The 22,129-nt window shown below is 38.2% G+C and carries 16 protein-coding genes; 5 read left to right on the top strand and 11 right to left on the bottom strand.

The features are described from left to right. Positions 1 to 176: 176 nt before the first annotated feature. Together licT and ACVYAD_RS16040 are read right to left on the bottom strand one after the other, a co-directional pair. On the bottom strand, positions 177 to 1,034 hold the full coding sequence (licT, locus tag ACVYAD_RS16035; RefSeq protein ID WP_476427115.1) for a BglG family transcription antiterminator LicT: 858 nt from the start codon (positions 1,032 to 1,034) through the stop codon (positions 177 to 179). Positions 1,035 to 1,401: 367 nt separating this feature from the next. Next, the gene (locus tag ACVYAD_RS16040) at positions 1,402 to 2,130 is read right to left on the bottom strand and encodes a MurR/RpiR family transcriptional regulator (RefSeq protein WP_349659169.1); all 729 of its coding nucleotides are present in this window, start codon (positions 2,128 to 2,130) and stop codon (positions 1,402 to 1,404) included. A gap of 277 nt (positions 2,131 to 2,407) precedes the next feature. Between ACVYAD_RS16040 and ACVYAD_RS16045 the strand changes: the two genes are divergently transcribed. Further along, positions 2,408 to 3,736 (top strand): 6-phospho-beta-glucosidase, encoded by a 1,329-nt coding sequence (locus tag ACVYAD_RS16045; protein WP_476427116.1) that lies wholly within the window; start codon positions 2,408 to 2,410, stop codon positions 3,734 to 3,736. Positions 3,737 to 4,031: 295 nt separating this feature from the next. Here ACVYAD_RS16045 and ACVYAD_RS16050 read toward each other — a convergent pair whose 3' ends face one another. The 3 genes from ACVYAD_RS16050 to acsA all read right to left on the bottom strand — a co-directional run bounded on the left by ACVYAD_RS16050 (position 4,032) and on the right by acsA (position 7,986). Continuing rightward, a complete protein-coding gene (locus tag ACVYAD_RS16050; RefSeq protein ID WP_476427117.1) occupies positions 4,032 to 5,384 on the bottom strand; it encodes a glucose-6-phosphate isomerase in 1,353 nt (450 codons plus the stop codon). A 23-nt stretch (positions 5,385 to 5,407) separates the two neighbouring features. After that, the gene (locus ACVYAD_RS16055; protein ID WP_476427162.1) at positions 5,408 to 6,154 is read right to left on the bottom strand and encodes an Asd/ArgC dimerization domain-containing protein; all 747 of its coding nucleotides are present in this window, start codon (positions 6,152 to 6,154) and stop codon (positions 5,408 to 5,410) included. Positions 6,155 to 6,258: 104 nt separating this feature from the next. Then, positions 6,259 to 7,986, bottom strand: a complete 1,728-nt coding sequence (gene acsA / locus ACVYAD_RS16060) for an acetate--CoA ligase (RefSeq protein WP_476427118.1) — start codon at positions 7,984 to 7,986, stop codon at positions 6,259 to 6,261. Between the two features lie 345 nt (positions 7,987 to 8,331). Between acsA and ACVYAD_RS16065 the strand changes: the two genes are divergently transcribed. The 3 genes from ACVYAD_RS16065 to ACVYAD_RS16075 are packed head-to-tail and all read left to right on the top strand — an operon-like array spanning position 8,332 to position 10,795. Beyond that, positions 8,332 to 8,964: a GNAT family N-acetyltransferase gene (locus tag ACVYAD_RS16065; RefSeq protein ID WP_476427119.1), complete on the top strand. Its 633-nt coding sequence runs from the start codon at positions 8,332 to 8,334 to the stop codon at positions 8,962 to 8,964. Between the two features lie 23 nt (positions 8,965 to 8,987). After that, entirely contained in the window at positions 8,988 to 9,638 is a 651-nt protein-coding gene (locus ACVYAD_RS16070; protein ID WP_386830347.1) for an acetoin utilization AcuB family protein, read from the top strand. Further along, positions 9,635 to 10,795 carry an acetoin utilization protein AcuC gene (locus tag ACVYAD_RS16075; RefSeq protein WP_476427120.1) on the top strand — a complete coding sequence of 387 codons (1,161 nt, stop codon included), beginning with the start codon at positions 9,635 to 9,637 and terminating at the stop codon, positions 10,793 to 10,795. Before ACVYAD_RS16070 ends, ACVYAD_RS16075 begins: the two co-directional genes overlap by 4 nt. A gap of 105 nt (positions 10,796 to 10,900) precedes the next feature. On the opposite strand, the gene ccpA is transcribed toward ACVYAD_RS16075, so the two are convergent. Together ccpA and ACVYAD_RS16085 are read right to left on the bottom strand one after the other, a co-directional pair. Continuing rightward, complete coding sequence (gene ccpA / locus ACVYAD_RS16080; RefSeq protein ID WP_349659162.1) at positions 10,901 to 11,905, bottom strand: catabolite control protein A; 1,005 nt, start codon at positions 11,903 to 11,905, stop codon at positions 10,901 to 10,903. A 503-nt stretch (positions 11,906 to 12,408) separates the two neighbouring features. After that, entirely contained in the window at positions 12,409 to 13,494 is a 1,086-nt protein-coding gene (locus ACVYAD_RS16085) for a bifunctional 3-deoxy-7-phosphoheptulonate synthase/chorismate mutase (protein WP_197144650.1), read from the bottom strand. Positions 13,495 to 13,675: 181 nt separating this feature from the next. On the opposite strand from ACVYAD_RS16085, the gene ACVYAD_RS16090 reads away from it, so the two are divergent. Next, positions 13,676 to 15,829, top strand: a complete 2,154-nt coding sequence (locus ACVYAD_RS16090) for a cell division protein (protein WP_476427121.1) — start codon at positions 13,676 to 13,678, stop codon at positions 15,827 to 15,829. Positions 15,830 to 15,881: 52 nt separating this feature from the next. On the opposite strand, the gene ACVYAD_RS16095 is transcribed toward ACVYAD_RS16090, so the two are convergent. The 4 genes from ACVYAD_RS16095 to ACVYAD_RS16110 form a co-directional block, all read right to left on the bottom strand. Next, positions 15,882 to 16,382, bottom strand: coding sequence for a YtxH domain-containing protein (locus tag ACVYAD_RS16095; protein ID WP_349659160.1), 501 nt, complete (start codon positions 16,380 to 16,382; stop codon positions 15,882 to 15,884). Between the two features lie 133 nt (positions 16,383 to 16,515). Then, entirely contained in the window at positions 16,516 to 17,022 is a 507-nt protein-coding gene (locus ACVYAD_RS16100) for a DUF948 domain-containing protein (RefSeq protein WP_349659159.1), read from the bottom strand. A gap of 110 nt (positions 17,023 to 17,132) precedes the next feature. After that, a complete protein-coding gene (murC, locus tag ACVYAD_RS16105) occupies positions 17,133 to 18,446 on the bottom strand; it encodes a UDP-N-acetylmuramate--L-alanine ligase (protein ID WP_386830353.1) in 1,314 nt (437 codons plus the stop codon). Between the two features lie 228 nt (positions 18,447 to 18,674). After that, positions 18,675 to 21,947 (bottom strand): DNA translocase FtsK, encoded by a 3,273-nt coding sequence (locus ACVYAD_RS16110; RefSeq protein WP_476427122.1) that lies wholly within the window; start codon positions 21,945 to 21,947, stop codon positions 18,675 to 18,677. Positions 21,948 to 22,129: the final 182 nt, after the last annotated feature.

Below are 22,129 nucleotides of genomic sequence, written 5' to 3' on the forward strand. Positions count from 1 at the left end.
TAGAGGAAGTATTTTCTCTACTTTATTAATAGTTACTTTTTTCATAGTAACTGCCTCCCTTATTAGTTGTTTTTTAATAGATTGATAATTATCTTGTAATCACAATATACCGAATTGATATTAAAGTCAAATTTTTCAGTATTTTTAAAAAATAAGTTTTTATTCAGATGAACCATCTAATTCGTGTATCGGTTGATGATACGATGAATGTGTAATGTTAAATAAGTTATTTCTTCATTCGATATAACCCAACCATACGTATTCTCCAAATAGACCATAATCTTTTGACTACACTGAAAGGCCGTTGAATATTTCTTTTTTACTTGTTTATAAAGGAATGGGTCATTTCTTTTGGCCTCTTTCTCTTTCTCTTTCTCTTTCCGAATAAACCGGATTGCAGAGAAACGAAGATGAGTTAAGAAACGTTCATGGTTGACTGAACTTTCATCTAATTCCATCCGGAAATGATATTTAACAATATTCAAAATATTTTTAACAATTTCAGTAATTCGTACAGATGTAGCCATATCTTCACTGAATAGTTGACTGTTCACTAAATGCAAGGCAATCGAAGCGGCCTCATCTTCTCCAAGTCGGATTCCTGTATCACTTTCAATGATATCTAAGGATTTTAAGGCAATTTGAAACTCCTGCTTATAATATTTTCGAATTTCCCATAACAACACGTTCTTTAAATACATCCCTTGTTTGTGTCTGCTAATCGCGAAGCTTAAGTGATCCGTTAATGCAACATATAAATATTCATCCAATTTGCTTGAAAGTTGGGATTGGGCATAGTCAAAAATTTTTGAAGAAATATTCATGTATAGTTCAGAAGTATCTTTCAATAAAATAGAAAGCTTCTCAGAGATCTCATTGTTCTCCAATACAAAGGTCTTTTCAATTTTGGAAGCATCAATAGTCTCACCAATTTTCTTCTGAAAAGCCAACCCCTTCCCCATAACTACAATTTCCTGATTCAATTTAGTAGTCGTCACAACAACATTATTGTTTAAAATCTTTTTGATGTACATTTAGACTCCCCCTTCACGAGTTGTTTGCAAATAAAAATAACGATGACATAAAAATCTAAATGTGGATTTAAGAATAGCCTTTTAGCAATTTGATTTCAAACGTAGATTTTGCCTACCAAACAGGAACAACACATGCATCCGCCTGTAAGCGCTTTCTTTTTTGTTATCTTAACAAATAATAATCTTTTTTTGTAAGAACAATATACATTTTGAATTCTACAAAATGTTTAAAACAAACATAAGAAGACGATGACAAAAGAGAGCGGGCGTGGGTTTAAAGAGCCCGTTCGGAACACGGACATTGTCTAAATAAAGATAAAAAGAGTATTTTTTATTACCCTCTACGTTGACAAGGAGCAAACTATAACTAGTTTTCTTCTTGAGTAAGTCTATAAATTTCACGAGCCACTGATTCTAAGATATAAATAACGGGTACCTGTGTCGTAATATCTGCGTTTTTAAACCATTCTTCTGTTACATAATAAGGAATATTTATATCAGAAATTTTCGCTATGGTCGAATGTTTACTATTGGTAATACTAATAATCTTACTTCCTTCTTGTTTCAACTGATTGATATGAGTGACCGTAAAATCATTTTCACCCCTGACAGATAAAGCGATTGTTACGCTATTTGAGTTGGCTTGAATCCGAAAGAACGGATCTTTTATATACACAGAAAATTTACCTAAGCTTGAGAAATATCGTGCTCCGTATTCAGCTAGAATACCAGAACCTCCGATTCCAATAAAAATGACATTATCTGATTCTGACACAACACGAGCAGCTTCCTTAATATTTTCTTCTAGATTTCCTGTTAATGTCCTCTCGAAAAATTCCATCACAGAATGCCCGGAGCCTTTTAACTGAATCGCATTATTTTTTTCTAAATGCCATTTAAGCTTCACTTTAAATTCTGAAAAGCCCTCACAATTTACTTTTCGACAAAAACGTAAAATCGTAGAGGTTGATACATGGGTTTCATCTGCAAGTTCACGTATCCGCATATAGATCACTTTTTCGCCGTTTTGACAAATATAGTTGTAGACAGATGTCTCTAACTCATTGAATGACGCAATCGCCTCAATTGTAAACATGTCTAAATGATTCTCCTTTCCTTATAAAATGAGAAGACAACCAGTACAATACTTTGAAGGTAGCGTACCATATCTTTTCAATAAAACACAACGTTACATCGTTGTAACAAATACTTTCTTTTGTTATAAAAAACTAAATGCTCTTTCCCTCTTCACCATCTTACTGAATCGAGTTTACAATCAAATCAGAAAGTGAGAATACGTCACTTTGTAATACCCTTAAGAGTTAAGAAATTCGATTGCTAGGTTTGCTAAATTATACGGAGGTGCTTAGACGATGACAAAAGGGGTTAAAATTGCAACAATTGGCGGAGGATCAAGTTATACACCTGAATTAGTAGAGGGTTTCATTAAACGCTATGATGAATTACCTCTAAAGGAACTATGGTTAGTCGATATAGAAGCTGGAAAAGAAAAATTAGAAATCGTTGGAGGGCTTGCCAAGCGCATGATCGAAAAAGCAGGACTTCCCATCGAAGTGCATTTATCGCTTGATCGCAGAGCTGCTTTAAAAGATGCGGATTTTGTGACGACTCAATTTCGTGTAGGACTGTTAGATGCTCGTGCAAAAGATGAAAGAATTCCATTAAAATATGGTGTCCTTGGTCAGGAAACAAATGGACCAGGTGGTTTATTTAAAGGATTGCGCACAATTCCGGTTATTTTAGATATCTGTAAAGACATGGAAGAGCTCTGTCCTGATGCATGGTTAATCAACTTTACAAATCCTGCTGGCATGATAACCGAAGCCGTATTGCGTTACTCTACCATTAAAAAAGTTGTCGGCCTATGTAATGTTCCAATCGGAATGGAAATGGGGATTGCCAAGTTACTAGATGTAGACCATTCTCGAATTCGTATTGACTTTGCAGGTCTCAACCATATGGTTTATGGGTTAGACGTATATGTGGATGGCGAGAGCGTTAAAGATCAAGTCATTAATCTGTTAATGGATCCTAATAATAGCAGCTTTGTAAAAAATATCGAAGGCTTAGGTTGGGAACCCGCGTTCATTAAAGCTCTTGATGTTCTAGCATGCCCTTACCATATGTATTACTACAAAACAAGAGAAATGGTAGAAAGAGATACTGATAACGCTAAAAAAGAAGGTACTCGCGCCGAGGTCGTTCAAAAGTTAGAAACCGAATTATTTGAACTATATAAAGATCCGGACCTAGCGATTAAACCACCTCAATTAGAAAAACGTGGTGGCGCGCATTACTCGGATGCAGCAGTTCGCTTAATTACGTCTATCTATACAGACAAAAGAGACATTCAACCAGTTAACACACGAAATAATGGTGCAATCGCCAGTATTCCAAATGACTCGGCAGTAGAAGTGAGTTGTATTATTACAAAAGACGGCCCTAAACCAATTGTGATGGGAGATCTTCCTGTACAAGTTCGAGGGTTAGTCCAACAAATCAAGTCATTTGAAAGAGTAGCAGCGGAAGCCGCAGTAACAGGGGACTACAATAAAGCAGTTCTTGCGTTAACAATCAACCCACTGTCTCCTTCTGACACCATTGCCAAAGAAATTGTAGATGAAATGTTAGAAGCACACAAAGAGTTTTTACCTCAGTTTTTTCAAAACGTTACATCCTAAAAATACACCAGTTTACGTTGACACCAGAACAATTCGATGATCGTCAAAAGGGCTTGAGAATGAAAAATTCCCAAGCCCTTTTGAGTTGTTCAATTTTATTCGTGTAAAAAACTTTTGGTTTTCTCGTCATGTTCCTAGCAGAGGCTAATCCCATTTTTGCTACCCGTTCCACTGTCAAGAGTAGAGTGGGCTTGGATCACCGAGTTGTCATATTCGCCAAGTGCATACCAAAAACCAGGAAAAGAAATAACACTTCTACTGGCATTTAATGTAATCTTATTCAATTATTCAAATCTCATTTTCGCAGTCGTTTCTCCAACAGAGCTTGTTGCTTTTCAAAACCTGGTTTTCCAAGCAAAGCGAACAAATTTGTCTTATACGCTTCAACCCCAGGTTGATCGAATGGGTTAACCCCTAGCAAATAGCCACTCATAGCGCATGCCAGTTCAAAAAAATACACCAAATACCCAAAATGATATTCGTTTAATTCAGGAATTGTAATAAGCAAATTAGGAACGCCTCCATCAGTATGGGCGAGCATCGTTCCTTGAACAGCTTTATTATTGACAAAATCAATCGTTTTCCCGGCTAAATAGTTGAGATCATCCAAATCTGTAGCCGCCGCTTCAATTGTCAATTCTTCACGAGCTTTTCTCACATTCAATACCGTTTCAAATAAGTTGCGACGCCCCTCTTGAACATACTGTCCCACGGAATGTAAATCGGTCGAGAAATTAGCCGAAGCTGGAAACAATCCTTTACCATCTTTTCCTTGACTCTCTCCAAAAAGCTGTTTCCACCATTCCGCTACATAATGCAACGAAGGCTCGTAATTGACAAGTACCTCTGTCGTCATCCCTTTATCGTATAAAATGTTCCTCACAACAGCGTATTGATACGCTTCGTTCGTGACAAGAGAAGGATCATTAAAATTGTTTTGAGCAGCTAGAGCCCCATCCATCATTGATTGAATAGACAGTCCACTGACTGCGATCGGTAAAAGGCCCACAGCGGTCAGTACTGAAAAACGCCCACCTATATCATCTGGGATAACAAAACACTCATATCCTTCGGTCATCGCGAGTGTTTTAAGAGCCCCTTTCATTTTATCGGTTGTTACATAAATTCGTGATCGTGCTTCTTCTTTCCCATACTTCTCTTCCAGGAATTTTTTTAAAATACGAAAAGCAATCGCTGGCTCTGTAGTTGTTCCTGACTTTGAAATGACATTGACAGAGACATCCTTACCTTGGAGTAAGGAAAGCAGATCGCTTATATACGTAGAGCTAATATTGTTGCCAACAAAAAACACTTGCGGCCTTTTTCGTTGTTTAGACGATTGTATATTATAAAAGGAATGATTTAATGCCTCGATCGCGGCTCTTGCCCCTACATAAGAACCACCTATCCCGATGACAAGTAGGACTTCGCTATCATCCGTTATTTTTCGAGCAGTCGCTTGAATTCGTGAAAACTCCTCTTGATCATACTTCTGTGGTAGATCAAGCCAACCTAGATATTCGCTTCCTGCCCCTTTTCGACTATGTAATGAATGATGCGCCGATGTAATAAAATCTTGCTTGTACTCCATTTCATGATGCCCCATAAATCGCAATGTTTGATCGTACTGAAAACAAATTTTTTCCATCTTAAAAGCCTCCTTCATACCTGTTATGCTACCACTGTACAAAATGTCTCTTCAAAAAGCAAACAACTAAAAATAAATGGATCTATGGTGCAGTTCCCTTTTACTATTGATAAAAATGAGGTAACACCTCGATTGTTAGCCATGTAAGCTAAGAGCATAACAGCTACACTTCGTAGGCTAAAAGATATGGTTGTATCGACCCCTGTAAACATTGAAATGGCCTGCTCAATTTCTGGTATATGCTGATGTGCATTCGTTTTATAGATGGATAAACTTTCACTCGCCTCGCTAAAATGCGTTGTTTGCGATGGTTTATTTCCGGCTCCTGAAATCCCACTTTTTGCATCAATCACTAAAAAGCTCGAATCAATCAATCTTTCTTTTAGCAACGGTAACAGCGAAAGTAATACCGCTGTTGAGTAACACCCTGGATTTGCGATAAGAGAAGCATGTTGAACATTTTCTGCATTCCATTCGGTTAAGCCATATACACTTTGTTGAATAATTGCCAATGGTGCCGCTTTTTTACCGTACCACGCTTCATAGCTCACTGGATCTTGTAAACGAAAGTCACCAGACAAGTCTATTAATTTAGGACCTTTTCCTACCAGCGGAGGTAATAGCTCACTTGTCACCCCTGAAGGCGTACTTGTAAAAACAACATCAAATTTCTCTAAAGCCCCATAATCAATTTTTTGTAAAGGTGTATCGGCTATATGGGCGACATGATCAAACTTAGAAGAAAAAATGATACCCTCTACTTCTGAAATAAGTTAAAAGAAGGCGGAAATTCACTTATCGAATGAATTTCCGCCTTCTTTTTATGAACTGGACGTGAAAATATTATATAAAATATTAAAAATTTATTTGAGTCTTAATCTTCCATCGTAGATAAATCACCAGTTGGTAAATTTAACTCCCACGCCTTTAACACTCGACGCATGATCTTACCACTGCGTGTTTTTGGTAGCTTATCCTTAAATTCGATTTCACGAGGTGCTGCGTGTGCAGATAAGCCCCTCTTAACAAAATTACGAATATCCTCAGTCAATGCATCTGAAGGTTCTACACCCTCACGTAAGGATACAAACGCTTTAATAATTTCACCTCGTACAGGATCTGGTTTGCCAATCACCCCTGCCTCGACGATATCAGGATGCTCTAGTAGCTTACTTTCTACCTCGAAAGGACCTACCCGCTCACCAGCTGTCATAATAACATCATCTACACGCCCTTGGAACCAGAAGTAACCATCATCATCCATATAGGCAGAGTCCCCAGTCACGTACCATTCACCTTTTAAGAAATAGGATTCATAACGCTCTGGATTTCCCCAAATTTGACGCATCATCGCTGGCCAACCACGTCGGATTGCTAGATTTCCCATTGTAAAAGGCGGTACTTCATTACCAGCGTCATCAACAATCGTCGCATAAATACCTGGTAATGGCTTACCCATTGAACCTGGCTTAATATCCATAGAAGGATAGTTACAAATCATATGCGCACCCGTTTCTGTCATCCACCACGTATCATGAATACGGTGACCTAGCTCATCCGTCCCCCAACGAATGACCTCTGGATTTAACGGCTCACCAACAGATAAAATGTGACGTACCGAAGATAGATCATAGTTCTCAAGCATACCACTGCCAGCACCCATTAACATTCTGAAAGCAGTTGGTGCACTATACCAAACTGTTACACTATAATCCTCAATAGCTTGGTACCAAGCTTGTGGTGAAAATCTTCCACCTACAATTAGCATTGTGACACCATTTAACCATGGACCAAAAATGCCATATGCCGTGCCTGTCACCCATCCTGGATCAGCCGTACACCAGTAAATATCGTCTTCACGCAAATCTAATACCCATTGTGTTGATTGATATTGTTGAAGCATTGCATTATGAACATGTAATACTCCCTTTGGTACCCCTGTTGATCCAGACGTATAATGAAGAATCATACCATCCTCTCTGTCCACCCATTCAATGTCAAATTGAGAAGATGCTTCTTTCAAGCGTCTATTAAAATCTAAAATTTGTGTTGTTTCCTCTATATCAGATCCTACTAAAAAGACTTGCTGCAAATGTGGTAGTTTTTCTAAAGGTACACGTTCAAGTAACTCCGGTGTTGTCACTAATACTTTAGCTTCACTATCTGCAAGTCTGTCATAAACAGCACCTTCCATAAATGCCTCGAATAACGGCCCTACGATTACGCCCATTTTCAAAGCGCCTAATAAAGAAAAATAAAGCTCCGGTGAACGGGGCATAAAAATAAATAATCGATCACCTTTTTCTAAATTTGTTGCTGCCTTAAAAACATTTGCAGCTTTATTTGTCAGCTTCTTCATTTCATTGAAAGAATAAGCCTCTTTACGTTTTCCATCATTAAAATAAAGTGCAACTTTGTTTTTCCGATGCGTTTCCGTATGACGGTCAATTGCCTCGTATGCCATATTCACAAGCCCTGTTTCATACCAACTAAATCCCTTTTCTGTCTCTGCCCAATCATGTGTTGCCGCAGCTTTTTCATAATCAAGCAAATTATATTGTCCCGGTAAAGCATTCAACTTCTCCAACATTTTCATCCCCATGAAACTACCCCTCTCTTTGCTATCGCCTTAGTACATTAGTAAGCAAATTTCAAATCATAATTTCATCATTTTCCCTCTTCAAAATCCGCCACCATCCCCCAAAGACAAATACGTTATGCAGCAATTGTTATACAACAGTTTAGGTAGTATAAAATCAGCGAATGCTTATTCACACTGCATTCATCTGTTGAATAACAGTTGCAATATACATATATTTTACACGAATTCACCAAGAATGTCTTAATATTTTCATTTTTCTAAAAACACAGGTATATTTTGCAATAAATAGCGTTTTTCCGCAGGAAATCAGCTATAATGGAATTATTAAACTCAGGTGGTGTAATCATGGAACATAAAAGAACTTTTTTTTCTGTCACAAAGGAAACAAAGCATGGTACTGTGTATGTGGAAGGACCTGTTCCTCCAGAAAAATTAGCTACATATTCATTCCACGAAGGCTTGGTTGCTTTTAGACCTCCAAAGCAACAACAGCAAGCCATTATAGAAATTGCAGGGCTTCCTGAAGGACGAATTATTATTATTCGAAATGAAAACATTATTGTAGGCTACGTCACTTACTTATATCCCGATCCACTTGAGCGATGGGCGGAAGATCGAATTGATAACATGATTGAGCTAGGTGCTATTGAAGTCGTTCCAGAATATCGTGGTACAGGTGCTGGCAAGGCACTACTAGCCGTGTCTTTTATGGGAGATGAAATGGAAGATTATCTTGTTATCACTACCGAATATTATTGGCATTGGGACTTAAAAGGGACCGGTTTAAATGTTTGGGATTATCGCAAAATGATGGAGAAAATGATGGGCTCTGCCAACTTCGAATATTTTGCTACAGATGACCCTGAAATTACATCACATCCTGCTAACTGCTTGATGGCACGTGAAGGAAAACGCGTGCCCCCTGAGACAATGGAAAGATTTGATAGACTTCGTTTTAGAAATCGCTTCATGTATTAAAACCAACACAAGGGGATGAGTATATGATCGTAGAAGAAATTATGAATGATGAGCCTCACACACTGGCTCCGACAAATACAGTCGTTGAAGCACTGAAATTAATGCGTGAGAAAAAAGTACGTCATTTGCCAGTTGTAGATGAGGAACATCACGTTCTCGGGGTTATCACAGAAAGAGATATAAAAGAGGCTTTACCTTCCTCATTACGGGATGAACCTAACTCTCCAGTTTTTAATGCAAAAGTGGAAGAAATTATGATTAAAAATCCACTTGTCGGTCATCCACTTGATTTCGTAGAAGAAGTAGCTCTTACTTTTTATGAATCCAAAATAGGATGTTTACCCATTGTCTCAGGAGGGAAATTAGTTGGGATTGTAACTACTACAGATTTACTCTATACATATATAGAGTTAACAGGCGCCACTGAACCTGGCTCAAAAATTGAAATTCGTGTAGCCGATACGCCAGGAATATTATTTGAAGTTACAAAAATTTTTAGCGAACATCATGCAAATGTCCAAAGTGTCTTAGTTTATCCTGACTCTGAAAATACGCAAAATAAAATATTAAGTGTCCGAGTAAAAACCCTGAATCCACTAGCTATGATTGAAAAACTTCGTAAAGAAGGCTTTGATGTATTATGGCCAAATTTACCAGGTGTTTCATTACAATGAAAAAAGCAGTATTTGTTTACTCGCCAGAGCAACTCGGATATAAATTTTCAGATACTCATCCTTTCAATCATAAACGCTTGACACTTACAATGGATTTGCTAAAGAATATTGATGCTCTTACTGATTTTGATATCGTTCCAGCTCGTGTCGCTACAGAGGAAGAGCTTTTACTTGCACATGATCAAAAATATATTGATATCGTTAAAAGAGCAGGTCATGGCGAGCTTTCAGAGGCACAATGTGAAAGCTATGGCATCGGTACTGAAGATACACCCATTTTTAAAAATATGCATGAAGCAAGTGCACAGCTTGTCGGTGGAACGTTAACAGCTGTCGATTATGTTATGGAAGGAAAGGCCGAGCACGCCCTCAATCTAGGTGGAGGGCTACATCATGGCTTCCGTGGCCGTGCATCAGGTTTTTGTATTTATAACGATAGTTCTGTAGCCATTCGCTATTTGCAGAAAAAATACAATGCTCGTGTACTTTATGTAGATACCGATGCCCATCATGGGGATGGAGTACAATGGAGTTTTTATGAAGATCCAGATGTTTGCACATTATCTATTCATGAAACAGGTCGTTATCTTTTTCCCGGAACTGGTAATATTACGGAACGTGGAAATGGACAGGGTTATGGCACTTCTTTTAATTTTCCAATCGATGCTTTTACGGAAGATGAGAGTTTCCTAGAAATATATGAAAAAGCTATGCGAGAAGTCTTTGAATTTTTCAAGCCGGATGTTGTGCTAACACAAAACGGCGCAGATGCACATTTTTTTGATCCATTAACACATTTATATGGGACAATGAACATTTATCGGGAAATTCCAAAACTTGCACATAAATTAGCACATGAATATTGCGGGGGGAAATGGATTGCTGTTGGCGGTGGAGGCTACGATATTTGGCGCGTTGTGCCTCGCGCATGGTCTATGCTTTGGCTTGAAATGACAGATCAGCAATTACCGACAGGACCCCTCCCTCAAGCATGGTTAGATCGATGGCAGCCTGAATCACCAGTGCCTTTTATTCCAACTTGGGAGGACCCAAATCCACTATATGAACCAATCCCTAGAAAGACTGAAATCGAAGAAAAAAACACGCAAATGCTAACCAAAGCGCTACATATTATTCGCAATGAGAACCGCGCTTAACACTATGCCTCACGACTATCGTGGGGCTTTTCGTTTGCTCTTAGTCATCTATACGTCTATATAAAAACACGTAAATCCTTAAACAGATTTACGTGTTAAGTATCGTTATTTACTTTTGACAGATTGTCGATGTTCAATACGATGCGGTAAAATAACCGCTTCGTCCTCAACAGGCTCTTTGTTCATTAATTTTGTCAGCAAGCGCATTGCGACAGCTCCGATATCGTACAGTGGTAACGCGACACTTGTTAGCTGTGGACGAACCATGCGAGCTAATTTTGAATTTTCAAAGCTAATTACTTCGATATCCTCAGGTACATCTTTGCCTGCATCCTGTGCACCATGAATCAATCCAATTGCTAATTCATCACTACCTGCAAAATAAGCAGTTGGAGGATTTTCAAGTGAGGATAATGTTTCCCACGCCTCTAAGCCCATATCATAGCTCGATTCATCTGCAGCGATTAGTGATTCATCTATAGGGTAACCTGCATCTTGTAAGGCTTTTTTATAAGCTGCAAGTTTGAATTTTCCATTAATAGTATACGAAAGCGGACCTGTTACGAAAGCGATTCGCTTATGACCATTTTGAATAAGTAATGTAACCGCCTCATAAGCCGCTTGGTAATAATCAATATTAACAGTCGCAATTGTTTGTGATTCATCTACTGAACCTGCAAGTACAATTGGCACAGGAGAATGATCCATAGTTTGTTGCATTTTTTCAGTTACTTCATCACTCATCATGACAATACCGTCAACCTGTTTCCCCAGCATTGTATCCAGTAGCTGAAGCTCTTTATCTTCATGTTGGTCTGAGTTGGCTAAAATAATATTGTAACGATACATTGTTGCAATATCCTCAACACCACGTGCCAGCTCCGCATAAACATTGTTTGCAATATCCGGGATAATCACGCCAACTGTTGTTGTTTTCTTACTTGCTAATCCTCGCGCTACTGCGTTTGGACGATACTCTAATCGTTCAATTACTTCTAATACTTTTTTTCGTGTTGCCGGTTTTACGTTTTGATTACCATTGACTACACGAGAGACAGTTGCCATCGAAACATTTGCTTCTCTTGCAACATCATAAATTGTAACAGTCATCGTACGTGCCTCCCTTTTTCCTTTAATAGCCTTATCATACGATAATTTTCATATTCTTTTCAAGAAGCAGTATGTATATGCAAAGAAAAACCAAGTACAAGTAGTACTCTTCTAGACATTATTTTGTCACTATATAGTAAACACCACCTGCCGATTAAAGCAAGCGGTGTTTATCAACATATCAATTATGCCCCGACAACTTATGTCTGGAATCAGCTTTGGACCAACAGACGTTTGCGCGAAAGCGTAGCGCTAACGTAGCGGCAGCATCGTGTTTTTGTCTATGCGAAAGCAAAGCGACAACAACACAACACCGATGTTGGTCATTCAGCCGTTGCCACAGGACGTGGCGTTTTTAGACTGAGTTCCTCTATTTCAGCGGGTGTTTGAACACCCGCTGAAAAGTAACTTAAATCTGTATTCTATCTCACCTGCTCTAGAGGTGGGGGACTTCTGTACCTGTCGCTACGCTTTCGGTACAGAAAATAATTGCTGAGAAAAGGTTAAGCATTGATTTCATGGTTCTTCATGAAAGTTTGTAGTGTTTGGTAGAACGCATCAAATGTTGGAATATCCATTTGTTGTTGTGAATCTGAAAGTGCTACAGATGGATCTGGATGCACCTCTGCCATGACGCCATCAGCTCCAATAGCAATTGCCGCCTTAGCACATGGTAATAGTAAATCACGACGACCTGTTGAATGCGTAACGTCTACAAATACTGGTAAATGCGTTTCTTGTTTTAAAATTGGTACAGCAGAAATATCTAATGTGTTACGTGTTGCTTTTTCGTAAGTACGAATACCACGCTCACAAAGAATGATGTTTTCATTTCCTTTAGACATAATGTATTCTGCTGCGTGAATGAATTCATCTATTGTCGCTGCTAAGCCTCGTTTTAAAAGGACAGGTTTATTTGTTGCACCCGCTGCTTTTAATAATTCGAAGTTTTGCATATTACGTGCACCAATTTGGATAACATCGATGTAATCTAATGCTTCCTCTAAATGACCTGGTGTAACAATTTCCGTAATAACGCCTAAACCGTATTCCTCTGACACACGTTTTAAAATTTTAAGTCCTTCTAACCCTAGACCTTGGAAGTCATATGGAGAAGTACGTGGCTTATAAGCACCACCACGAATTAATTTTTCACCTTTTGCTTTAATAGATTCTGCTACCGCTGCTACTTGTTCGTATGACTCTACAGCACAAGGTCCAAATACGAAAGATGGTTTTCCTTGTCCTATTAGCTCCCCATTTATATTAATGACAGTATCTTCTGATTTTTTCTTGCGTGATACAAGTAACTCTTTTTTCTTGTCTGCTTCAAGTTGTTTTAAAGCTGTTTTAAAAATTTGTTTAAATATATAATCTACCGTCATTTGGTTTAATGGACCTTGATTGTGTTCTTTAATAAGATCAAGCATGTGTCGTTCACGCAATGGATCATAGCGAATCACACCTTGTTTTTCTTTAATCTTACCGATTTCATCAACTACTGCTGCTCGTTCGTTAATTAGACGAAGAATTTCTAAGTTCAAACCGTCAATTTGACTACGTAAGCTTTCTAAATCTTTTTGGCTCATGCTTTCTTGCTCCTCTCCTAATGACAGACACTTTCAGAACTCTGAAATGTATGTTACATTTTTAGATAATAGCAACATTATAATCAATGTTGCACAGAATGTCACGTATTTTTAATTTAGCGCTTCAACTCGCTAAACTATATAATTATATTAACATATTACGAGAAAGGAAGCGAGTACATTGAGTTCAAAATTATTTGCACTTGATATCGGTACACGTTCTGTAGTAGGAATTATTTTAGCAGAAGATAATGACCACTTTCACGTGGAAGACATTTTAGTAAAAGAACATAAAGAACGCGCCATGGTAGATGGTCAAATACATAATGTCATGTATGTGGCAGATTTAATCAATGAAATTAAACATCAACTTGAAGAGAAGCATGGTCCTTTAACAAAAGTGAGTGTCGCTGCCGCTGGTCGCTCTTTGAAAACAGAACAAGCAAGCGTGACAATCAATATTCGTAATCGGCCAATCTTTACAGAAGAGGATATAAGCCGTTTAGAACTACAAGCTGTTCAACAGGCACAACAACAGCTCCTTCAACACAAAGATGATGCTAAAATAAGCCACTATTATTGTGTTGGTTATTCAGTTCTATACTATCGTTTAGATGGAGAAGAGATTGGTAGCCTACTCGATCAGCAAGGCGATGAAGCACAAATTGAAGTGATTGCTACATTCTTGCCAAGAGTTGTCGTAGAATCACTTATCGCGGCTCTTAAACGGGCGGATTTAGAGATGGATGCACTAACATTAGAACCTATTGCAGCTATTAACGTGCTTATCCCCCCAACGATGCGTCGTTTAAATGTGGCGTTAGTTGATATTGGTGCTGGTACATCTGATATTGCCATTACCGATAAAAGTACTGTTGTCGCGTATGGCATGGTACCAACAGCTGGTGATGAAATAACAGAAGCATTAAGTGACCATTATTTACTCGACTTCCCAGTTGCCGAACAAGCGAAACGACAACTGCAAACAGCAGAAGAAATATTAATTCAGGATATTTTAGGCTTTGATCAATATTATCCGAAAGAGGAAGTTCTTCAAGCAATTGATCCTGCTGTCAAGCAACTGGCGAAAGCCATTGGAGAAGAAATATTACGTCTTAATAATCAGTCAGCTCCTAAAGCGGTAATGCTTGTTGGTGGAGGTAGCTTAACACCCAAACTTACAACTGAACTTGGACTTAAACTAAATTTACCTGCCAATCGCATTGCTGTTCGAGGGATTGACGCTATTCAAAACTTAACAAAGGAAGATCATATTAAAGCATCTCCTGAATTAGTGACTCCAATTGGTATTGCCATTGCGGCAAAAAAAACGCCTATTCAATATATGAGTCTAACTGTCAATGAACAAGTAGTGCGCCTTTTTGAATTAAAAGAAATGACTGTTGCTGATGCATTTTTAGCAGCCAATATTCGAGCAAAGCAGTTATATGGAAAACCAGGGCATGGACTATCAGTGAATGTAAATGGACAAGATATTTTCATTCCTGGTGGTCACGGTCAACCGGCAGAAATTTTAGTGAATGGCCACCAAGCATCCACTAAAACGATGATTAAAACCGGTGATGCCATCCAGCTAATTGAAGGTCAAGACGGTCAGCAAGCTAATGCTACGGTGAGAGATATTGTAGATGATGCTGCCATTAAAACCGTTACGATTCAAGAAACAAAATATGTAATTGAGCCACAAATAACTGTTAATGGTTCCCCTGCATCACTCGATAGTGCATTAAATGATCGAGATGTTGTGATGTTTGAAATAGCTGAAACAGTCGAGGATGTATTTAAGCGCACAAATAATTGGGCGTTATTAAAACAATTTGAGTCATTTTATATTCAAGTGGATGGAAAGCCACTTTATTTACCAGATTTTTCAGCTCATTTAATGATTAATGGTAAACCATCAAAAATGTCATATGCTGTACAAGATGGTGATGTACTTACATTTCAGCAACAAACATACCCTACCGTTCAACGGATTGCTGACCAAATGAGTGTTTTACTTGAGGATAAAATCATCATACACTTCCAAAACGAGGTAGTAGAGCTAAAAAAAATGGCTAACGAAGTTCTCGTTAATCGAGTAGTGGTATCACCTCATTCAACCGTTCCAAATGGGGCCGCTATTTCATTTAAAGAGAAAGACAGAAGTCGTTGGATATACCAGGATGTGTTCCGCTTCTCTAATTGGCAACTGCCTACTACTTTTAAAGGTAATTTTACAATTTTACGAAATGGTCAACCAGCAACCTTCGATATGGAAATTTTCGGTGGAGATAAACTAGAAATTTTACTAGAAAAAGCGCCTATATCTTAAAAAAAAGGGATACGATACATCGTTGTCAGATGTATCGTATCCCTTTTATCTATTACGCGCGAACTTCTTCACTTTTTTCTTCAGCTTGTTCCTTATTTTCACTAGCATCCTGTGCTTCAGGTTCTTCGCTAGGAATGAAATCCTCCAGTGGCTCTTCACCCTCGAAAGAAACAGTACCATCGTCAAAAACAGTTGGTGCCTTTGCTGATTTTAATGTTTTTACTTTCTCTACTAATTGTGTAGATTGTTCTTGAATTTGTTTAGATAATTGAACGGTTTTATCTTTTGCAGTTGTCGAGAAATCTGCACTCTTATCTTTTAAGTTAACAGCTTGTACTGCTACATCGCTAAGTAAATCTTTTCCTGATTTCGGAGCTAGTAATAAGCCAGCAGCTGCACCTACTATACCCCCAACTAATGCACCAATAACGAAATCCTTCATGTTCACTCGCTCCTCTTCATAAATCGATTCTTGCGGATGATAAAGCTGCGGCAATGAACTTTCAAGTTGTTGTTCCTTCACTTCATTAAAATTCGGCTTTTGAGTTGTCATGCAACAATTCCTCCCCATCTTATTATCTAATTTGCCTAGACTGGTTGTCCATCTGCTTTTGCGGATGCATTCTTCAACTTATGCCTAAGACTTTATTTTTATTCAGCTGGCATTAACGCCTACCGAACAATAATTATTTTTTACGGCCCCATTTTCTTTTCGATTTCTCAGTTTGCGCTGATTCAAAAGGATAAACATCATCTTGAATCGCCTCATTGGCTTGTTCGATAATTTTACGTTTTTTCCACTTATCAGCAATGCCGATTGCGACATTACTCCACTGAACAACCTGAGCAATTTTTTCTTCATTTTGTTCCACACTTGTAGAAATTGAAGAAGTAATTTGCTGTACAGATTTATTTAAACCATTCACAGAGTCGCCAATCCCTTTGACTGCATGAACAACAGAATTTAACTGTTCAGATTTTTCTTGAATATCTTCTGCCAAGCTATTTGTTTTAGTTAGTAAGGAAGTCGTTTCACGTGTAATACCTTCCATTTGACCTTCTATACCTGATAATGTTCCTGCTAAACTGTTAAGGATTGGTTTGAGCGAAATTAATGTCATTCCTACACTCACACAAAAAATTAAAAAACCGATTGCTGCGATGATTGCTGCAATATACAAAATAACTTCCATAACTAGACCTCCTGCAAGTACAAATTCTCTTTACTATTCATTTCCTTATTTTCGACAAAAAAAACGGAATCCCTTCTCATTTTGAGAAAAAACAGCTTATTCCTTGCGGACTAAGCTGTTTCGTTGTTCTTTAGCACGTCTTCAAAAGCATCTTGGAATTTGTGAACATCGCCAGCGCCCATAAATAAAAATACTGCGCCTTTATGCTTTGTCAACACATCGATTCCTTCAGTGGTAATCACTGCACTGCCTTCAATTAAAGACGCTAAATCTTGGATTGAAAGTGCGCCTTGTGTTTCCCTTGCAGAGCCAAAAATATCACATAAATATGCTGTATCTGCAAGACTTAGACTATCTGCGAAATCCTGTAAAAAAGCTTGTGTACGTGTAAATGTATGTGGTTGGAAAATAGCTACTAGCTCACGATCCGGAAATTTTTGTCGTGCCGATTGAACCGTTGCACGGATTTCAGTTGGATGGTGTGCATAGTCATCTATTAAAACATTATTCCCAATTTCCGTTTCTGTAAAACGTCTTTTCACACCTTTATATGTGTTTAAACGTTCTTGAACGATGTCTGGTGAAATACCTTCATATTGGCAAAGTGTAATAACAGCTAAAGTATTTAATACCGCATGATCGCCAAACAACGGGATAAAGAATGTACTATAAAATTCATTGCGGACAAATACATCAAATTTTGTACCCTTTGTTGTTTTTTCAACATTACGAGCCTCAAAATCATTTTCAGCCCCAAATCCGTAATAAACAACGGGTACTTTCGCTTGAATACGTTGTAAATGTTCATCATCACCGCAAGCAATAATGGCTTTTTTAACTTGTAATGCTAATGCTTGAAAGGCTGAATATACATCCTCTATGTTTGCAAAATAGTCAGGATGGTCAAAATCAATATTAGTCATTACTGCGTAATCGGGATTGTAAGCTAAAAAGTGTCGACGGTATTCACATGCTTCCATTACAAAGAAGTCAGCATTTTCATGCCCAGCTCCTGTTCCATCACCGATTAAATAAGAAGTTGGCTTATAACCACCTACAACATGAGACATTAAGCCTGTCGTAGATGTTTTACCATGTGCACCTGTAATAGCAATCGACGTATAATTACCGATATATTCACCTAAAAATTTATGGTAACGAATAACTTCTACACCGATTTCACGTGCACGCTCTAATTCGGGATGATCATCAGGAAATGCGTTCCCTGCAATAACTGTCATACCTTCTTTAATATTATCTGCATTAAATGAAAAAATTGAAATATTACGCTCACGTAACGGCTGTTCCGTGAAGAAATATTTATCAATATCTGAGCCCTGTACTTGTTCACCAGCATCAAATAAGATTTGTGCAAGTGAACTCATGCCAGAACCTTTAATGCCTGTGAAATGAAAAACTGTCATTAATTAAACCCCCCGGGAATTCAATATCCCTTCTATCATCTATTAGGTGTAACGTATTTTTTCACTAATTATTAGGTATTAATACCTTTGGTAGTACTAAAAAATACGTACTAATCAACACATCTTGTCTATTATAGCACTATTTATGCATAAGGATAAATGTGTAACTTTTCTAAAAAAACTAATTTCGACGTAATTAAGATAATCTATACGAAAACAATACAATTCTTATTCAAACATAGCAATTAAATCTTCTTCTGTAATATAACTTTCTCTCGGTTTACTGCCTCTTGCCTCAGACACAAAACCATGTGATTCCAACATATCGATTAAACGAGCAGCACGATTATAACCAATATGGTATTTGCGCTGAATCAAGGAAGTAGAAGCACCGCCCTGCTCATAAACAAATCGACATACATCCTCAAACAGATCATCTTGCTCAGCCGAAACTTCCGTCTTCTTTAAAAGTTCCTCTTGATCGAATATATAATCTGGCTCTCCTTGTTCACGAACATGCTCAATAATCGCTTCAATTTCATCATCTGTCACAAATGTACCCTGCAAACGCACTGGAGCAGACATACCATTGCCTAAATATAACATATCGCCCCGTCCAAGTAACCTTTCTGCACCTTGCCCATCTAAAATCGTACGCGAATCGATTTGTGAAGATACCGCGAAAGCAATACGTGTAGGAATATTTGATTTAATAAGCCCTGTAATAACGTCAACAGAAGGTCTTTGAGTTGCAACAATTAAATGGATACCACAAGCACGTGCCTTTTGCGCAATACGACAAATGGCCTCCTCTACATCTGCAGGAGACATCATCATTAAATCTGCTAATTCATCAATGACAATTAGAATATACGGTAATTTTAAGCTATGTTCATTATTTTTATCCGCAATTGCATTATAACGTGTAATATCACGTGCACCCGCATGAGCAAATAACTGATAACGACGCTCCATTTCCTCCACTGCCCATTTCAGTGCAGCTGTAGCCGCTTTAACATCTGTGATGACTGGGCTAACTAAATGTGGAATATGATTAAACGGTGCTAATTCTACCATTTTAGGATCGATGAGCATCAGTTTTAATTCATGTGGTGCAGCTTTATATAACAAGCTAACCAAAATTGAATTAATACAAACTGATTTACCAGAACCTGTAGCTCCGGCAATTAAACCATGTGGCATTTTTCGTAAATCAATGGTTACAGGCTTCCCTGTTAAATCCAGACCCAATGCTGCTTCTAACGGTGAATCTGACTCAAGGAAAGAAGCACTATTTGTCACTTCCGATAATCGAACAGCGCGAGATACACGGTTCGGAATCTCAATGCCAATTGAGCTCTTCCCAGGAATCGGCGCTTGGATGCGGATATCTTTCGCTGCCAATGCAAGCTTCAAATCATCTGATAGATTACGGATTTTACTAACCTTCGTACCATGACTCACTGTTATTTCAAATTGCGTCACGGCAGGTCCTTGCATAATCGATTCTATTTGAGCTGAGACTTGGAAATAAGACAAAGCTTCGACTAACGTATCTCCCTGTTGCTCCATCCACTCAGTATCCTGTGTTTTTTCCTCAGGTGGCTCTAAAAACTCATCATCTGGCTTTTGATACACATGCACAGGTTTTTGAGGCATTTCCATCACTTGATTTTCCACGGATGTTTCATCTGATTTAGAAGATTGTTCTGGATACTCTTCTAGATCAACATAATTCTTCTCGGGAATCACTACATTTTCGGTAGTAAGCTCCTGTTCAGTAGTTGATTCTAGTTCCGTTTCGTTAGTTACCTCTACTTCCTTTTCAGTAGTCGTTCCCATTTCCGTTTCAGTAGGTACTTCTACTTCCTTTTCGGTAGTAGCTTCCATTTCCTTTTCAATAGGTACCTCTACTTCCTTTTCGATAGTTGCTTCCATTTCCTTTTCAGTAGGTACTTCTACTTCCTTTTCTGTAGTCGCTGAAATTTCGTCGGAGCTTTCAACTTCAATCACAGTCTTTTCTAATGTCGAAACGTTCGACATTGATGCAACTGGTGCCATTGAAATGACCGACACACTTTCTGTTGTAGCATTGAATGGAGCAGTATTTGGAATAGAAACCTCGTCTTCCTTCGACGAATGTGGTGCTACTGTATCATCCATCTCTAACTCGCTAATTTCTAAATGTATAGATTGTTGAATCTTATCTTCATTGGATGGTACTAATCGATGTTCTTCCTCTAAATGAAACGGCTCAGAAGAAGGCGCCTGTTCCTCTCGATCCTTTTCAACAATTGTAGGGGTCGGCATCGTATTTTTTAATTGCTGTCGAATTCTCCATTTCTCTTTATCTGTTTTAAGCATTAAAACATTGAATGGAACGCCACCACTTTTTACTTTCTTTTCTTCCGGTTGCTCTTCTACAGATTGTTCTTGCAATATATCTTGCTCACGTTCTTCATTCACGGATGGCTGGACTACTGTAACTTCACCAATATGGATGGTGGAATTTTCGATTTGTACTTGTTCTACAACTACTTCTTTCACATGAATTTCTGATTGATCAACTGGAAGATGTTCAATATTCAGCTCTTGCTGAACAGCTTCTTTCACTTGGTCTTCAAATTCTACGGCAAAAGAAGTTGTTAGCGGTACAGGTAATTCCGCTGTCGTTTTATCATTAGGATGATTGGTTTCGTCTGATAATTTATCTTCAAAAGTAATCGGTTTATTAGTAAATGCTTCAATTGTTTCAGGGATTTCTAACTGTTCAGGTCCTTCTTTTTGCTCTGCGCTAATAGGCTCTTTTACTTCCAGTATATTTTCAATAGCCTCATTTGTTGTCGCTTCTTTTATAGACTCAGTTGCTGTAGGTATTTCTAACTCTTTTTTGTCGTGCTCTTCCTTCCGTTTCTCTAATAGTTGTTCAATTGGGCTCGGCTTAGTAAAACCATAGACTGGTGACGGAACATCAGTTGGTACAAAACGTTTGCGATTAGCCTGCAAATCACTTTCATCTGTTTTTTCTGATGGATACTTCGTTTCTTTAGGTGTAGTAGGCAATTCATTTTGCGCATCTCGAAAAACCAGACTTGCTTTCGAACGATTCTCCGGTTGAGGCTGACTTCGCGTAATCGTCGTTCTACCTGTTCTTTTCGTTCGATTTGCTAATAGTTCTCGAATACCTGAAACCTCAATATCATACACACTTGAATCTACAATATGATTATTTAAATGCCTCGGTAGCGATAAATCTTCAATTTGTCCGGAGGATGCATCGTCCATTTGATTGAATGCTTCTTTTAATGATGGTGGAGCTGAAAATTCCTCATCCTCAATTAACGGAAAACGAAAAGTTTTTTGCTTTGCAGCAGTTGTTTCTTTAAATGAGTTTTGTTGCTCAGATTGTTCTTCTTCATAGTCATCATAAAACTCTTCATATTCGTAATCATTGTCATCTTTATTTAAAAATTTATCCATTTGTTTTTTTAACCAATTCACATTGTTTCACTCATTTCTCTTACACTTCATTTATAGCATTAACTAAATCAATTATGCCTCGGCATAATTGCGTCCGGAATCGGCTTTGTTTTAAGCCTGCACGAGGGCCGACACGATGTCGCTCTTTCAGTAATGCCACAGGACATGGCATTTTTACCAATGCAGGTCAGTTAGCCGTTATC

The sequence above is a fragment of the Lysinibacillus sp. G1-3 genome (assembly GCF_056322905.1).